Raw genomic sequence first — 3052 nt, 5'->3', positions numbered from 1 at the left:
ACGACTACAACAACGTCAGGCCGCATTCCTCGCTGGGGAACAGAACACCAGCAGAAGCGCCCCGGACGCTTGAGCTACTTGATGGCAACGCGCCCGGCGCGCTTGCCACACCGGAAACCGACCACTATCAACCCCAAGGACTCTCGTTATGAACGAGGGACGACCGGGGGGCAGGTCACTGCCGAAACATGTCTGTTCGATCCGGGTTCGTCTGGAGATAGCCGGAAACAAACGCGATCTGGCTCTATTCAACCTGGCCGTCGACACCAAGCTGCGTGGCTGCGACCTCGTCCGTCTGAAGGTGAAGGATGTGTTCGCGGCAGGCAGGGTGAAAGAGCGCGCCTCGGTCACCCAAAGCAAGACCGGGAAGCCGGTTCGCTTCGAGATCACGGAGGCGACACGAAGCTCACTCGAGCGATGGGTCGCAGATCCCGAGATGATCGGACAGGAATATTTGTGGCCCTGCCGCCTGCACGCCAGCGTGCATCTGTCGACGCGGGAATATGCGCGGATCTTGCGAGGCTGGGTACAGTCGATCGATCGGGCTGAAGCCGAGCGCCTATGGAACGCATTCGATGCGACGCACGAAGGTGGCACAGATCTTCAAGAAAACGGGAAACTTGCGAGCGGTACAGCTTTTGCTCGGCCACACCAAGATGGACAGCACGGTGCGATACCTCGGTGTCGATCTTGATGACGCGCTCACGCTTTTGGAGGGAATAGACCTGTAAAACAGGTAGCCGGACGGCGCCATTCCGACCGGCGCGGCCCAATCCGGCCTCCCGGTCGCGGCGCGCGTTGCCCTGCGGCAAGCGTTGAAGCCGCCGATCAAAAGCCTTGTGCAAAACCTTTAGCTGCTACGGCAGAGCTGCGGAAACAACTACCGTTCGCGATGTGGCAAATCCAAGGCGGGTCGTTCAGTCGCTAACCTTCTTAACGAATTGCGATTTGAGGGCGATCTGTCCGATGCCGGGGACTTTGCAGTCGATGTCGTGATCACCCTCGACAAGGCGGATCCCGCGCACCTTGGTGCCGACCTTGATCACGCTGGACGAGCCTTTAAGCTTCAGGTCCTTGATCACCGTCACGGTGTCGCCATCCGCGAGGATGTTGCCCACGCTGTCGCGGATCTCGACGCCGGTCTCGGACGCGGCTGTACCCGACCATTCGTGCCCACATTCAGGGCAGATCATCAGGGCATCAACTGCATAGGTGAAAGAAGAACCACATTCGGGGCAGGGAGGAAGGGTGTCTGTCATGGCGATCTTTATAGCGGTAGCAGCAGGCAACGAACAGCGATTTCATTTTTCCTGATGCTACCGGGGGAACTAGGTGGCGCCAAAAAGGCAAAGCAGCGGGTGCTAACCGGCCAGCCGGCCCTTTGCGGTCGCTCGACCGTGATGAATGCTGCACCGCTCCTGCGTCGAAGCCGCCGCTCAGACACCGCGCAGCGAAATCCATGATGAGCTGGATAAGATGCGGACTTTTCGGCCCATCGCCTCGCTATCGTCCTGCACCCGTCGCACCCTCCCGCGGATGAGTTCGATCTATTGCGCAGCATCATTGACCGATGGGGCCGACTGATACGCCTTCATATGAAGCGGAGCGACCCCGTAGTGCGTCTGATCAACGGAGCCGCCCCTCGTCATCGACAAGCGTCAGTATCGCATCGTCGTCCGCACCCCAACGCCACAGGACGATGTTGAGGTCGTCGGACCCGGCGCCGGGCGCGAAGCTTCGCACCTGCATGCCCGCATAGCCCTCGCCGATCAGCCGTCCGGCCATAACCTGCGTCGGCGCGCGACCCTCTGCCATCATCTGATTGCGCCAGTTGTCGGCGGCCAGTGTCGCCTGGTCGATCTCGGCAGCCGCCAACTTCGCCGGATCCGTCGCATCGAATATTCGTTCGATCCGCGCTTGATAGGCGACGAGCGTGGTGGGCTGCAGCGTTCCAATCTGGTTCGCCTCGCGGATCGCGGTAACGATGCTGCGCGCGGAGTACAGCGCTGGCGTACCCTTCGCGTTGAAGCGCCCACCAAACCGGCGTGCACCTTCGCCAGACAGCGGCTCGCGCGCCCAGACGGGGTTTAGCGCGCGGTAGAGAAGCCCGTGGTAGCGCATCAGGCGTGGATGCCCGCCTCGACCGCGTCGATGTAATCCATTACGTCGCCTGCCCGCCCGTCCCGCACCAGCTGCATCGCGGTGAGTCCGCTGAACCCTGCCAGTGGCTCCGACCGATACCAGGCATAGGCGACCAGCGAAGATCCGAAGCGCGGCTCCACGCGGTTCAGGATCTCCACCATCTCGCGCAGCCGCTTCTGGGTTTTGGCGCTGGCGATGCGGTCGGGCCGCATCACCGCATCGCGGCCAAGGCCCACTGTGCGTGCAACCTCATCCCGAGTGGTGCGCAGGGCCTCGGCAATCCGGCCGGGAGCGAACTGCCCGGCTTCAGCGAAATTTTCGAGTTGCATCCGCAACCTCCACTCGAACTGCCCAAATATGTCGTCAGTGTGAGTGTAATTCAAGTGCCCCGCTACGTCCGCTGGCGCATTTTTCCCAATGCGTCCCCATCGTTCCTATCGAGGCAGGTGGTCCATGCTGCGGGACAGCGCTTGGCAAGTTTGGTTGACGCTGGCGTCCTGCCTCTCGAACAGGACCTACCGCGCGCTAACCTGCCGGTCGTCTTTCGCACGTGCTGCGTACGCGATATCCCCGTCCCATAGATTATAGGCATCGGCCACTGGCCGATGGGCAGCGATTTGAACGACAAACCGGCGCAGTTGATCGTTCGCTCCCATCGCCTCGCCCCTGGGAGATGCAGATTCGTCATCAAGCGGTTTACTGCGTGCCAGGCTGTGCAAACCGGCGCGAACATCTGTGATACTATTGAGCTTGTCGGATCATCCGAAGTCAGGGCGGGCAGGAGGAAGGGAGGTAACACCATGTCCATTGATCTTCTTCCTGTGCTCCGGCCTGAACGTCCCGCATGGAACAAGGGTCGCATCATCGGCCAGAAACGCCCACTGCTGCCGAAGCATGTCTGGTCGATCCG

General features: G+C 61.2%; 4 protein-coding genes and 2 pseudogenes. 3 read left to right on the top strand and 3 right to left on the bottom strand.

Features of this window, described 5'->3' with window-relative positions; genetic code table 11:
• A pseudogene (locus ESZ60_RS20410) lies at positions 1-152 on the top strand (IS3 family transposase); the annotation flags it as partial.
• On the top strand, positions 149-694 hold the full coding sequence (locus ESZ60_RS20405; protein WP_134682480.1) for a tyrosine-type recombinase/integrase: 546 nt from the start codon (positions 149-151) through the stop codon (positions 692-694). The pseudogene ESZ60_RS20410 and the gene ESZ60_RS20405, both read left to right, overlap by 4 nt.
• Before the next feature lie 223 nt (positions 695-917).
• Here the strand turns inward: ESZ60_RS20405 and ESZ60_RS20400 are convergent, their stop codons facing one another.
• The 3 genes from ESZ60_RS20400 to ESZ60_RS20390 all read right to left on the bottom strand — a co-directional run bounded on the left by ESZ60_RS20400 (position 918) and on the right by ESZ60_RS20390 (position 2471).
• Positions 918-1259, bottom strand: a complete 342-nt coding sequence (locus ESZ60_RS20400) for a zinc ribbon domain-containing protein YjdM (protein ID WP_134682479.1) — start codon at positions 1257-1259, stop codon at positions 918-920.
• Positions 1260-1626: 367 nt separating this feature from the next.
• On the bottom strand, positions 1627-2121 hold the full coding sequence (locus ESZ60_RS20395) for an RES family NAD+ phosphorylase (RefSeq protein WP_134682478.1): 495 nt from the start codon (positions 2119-2121) through the stop codon (positions 1627-1629).
• Positions 2121-2471: an antitoxin Xre/MbcA/ParS toxin-binding domain-containing protein gene (locus ESZ60_RS20390; protein WP_134682477.1), complete on the bottom strand. Its 351-nt coding sequence runs from the start codon at positions 2469-2471 to the stop codon at positions 2121-2123. Before ESZ60_RS20390 ends, ESZ60_RS20395 begins: the two co-directional genes overlap by 1 nt.
• 471 nt (positions 2472-2942) lie before the next feature.
• On the opposite strand from ESZ60_RS20390, the pseudogene ESZ60_RS21625 reads away from it, so the two are divergent.
• Positions 2943-3052, top strand: a pseudogene (locus ESZ60_RS21625) (integrase); the annotation flags it as partial.

Origin of the sequence: Paracoccus ravus (assembly GCF_004522175.1) — a bacterium.
Classification (GTDB): Bacteria; Pseudomonadota; Alphaproteobacteria; order Rhodobacterales; family Rhodobacteraceae; genus Paracoccus; species Paracoccus ravus.
This window is presented reverse-complemented; position numbering and strand designations above follow the sequence as displayed.

What these genes read in the sequence shown, in the direction of transcription:
- ESZ60_RS20405 (WP_134682480.1), top strand. Translation starts at nt 149, where the DNA reads ATGAACGAGGGACGACCGGGGGGCAGGTCACTGCCGAAACATGTCTGT.
- ESZ60_RS20395 (WP_134682478.1), bottom strand. Translation starts at nt 2,121, where the DNA reads ATGCGCTACCACGGGCTTCTCTACCGCGCGCTAAACCCCGTCTGGGCG.
- ESZ60_RS20400 (WP_134682479.1), bottom strand. Translation starts at nt 1,259, where the DNA reads ATGACAGACACCCTTCCTCCCTGCCCCGAATGTGGTTCTTCTTTCACC.
- ESZ60_RS20390 (WP_134682477.1), bottom strand. Translation starts at nt 2,471, where the DNA reads ATGCAACTCGAAAATTTCGCTGAAGCCGGGCAGTTCGCTCCCGGCCGG.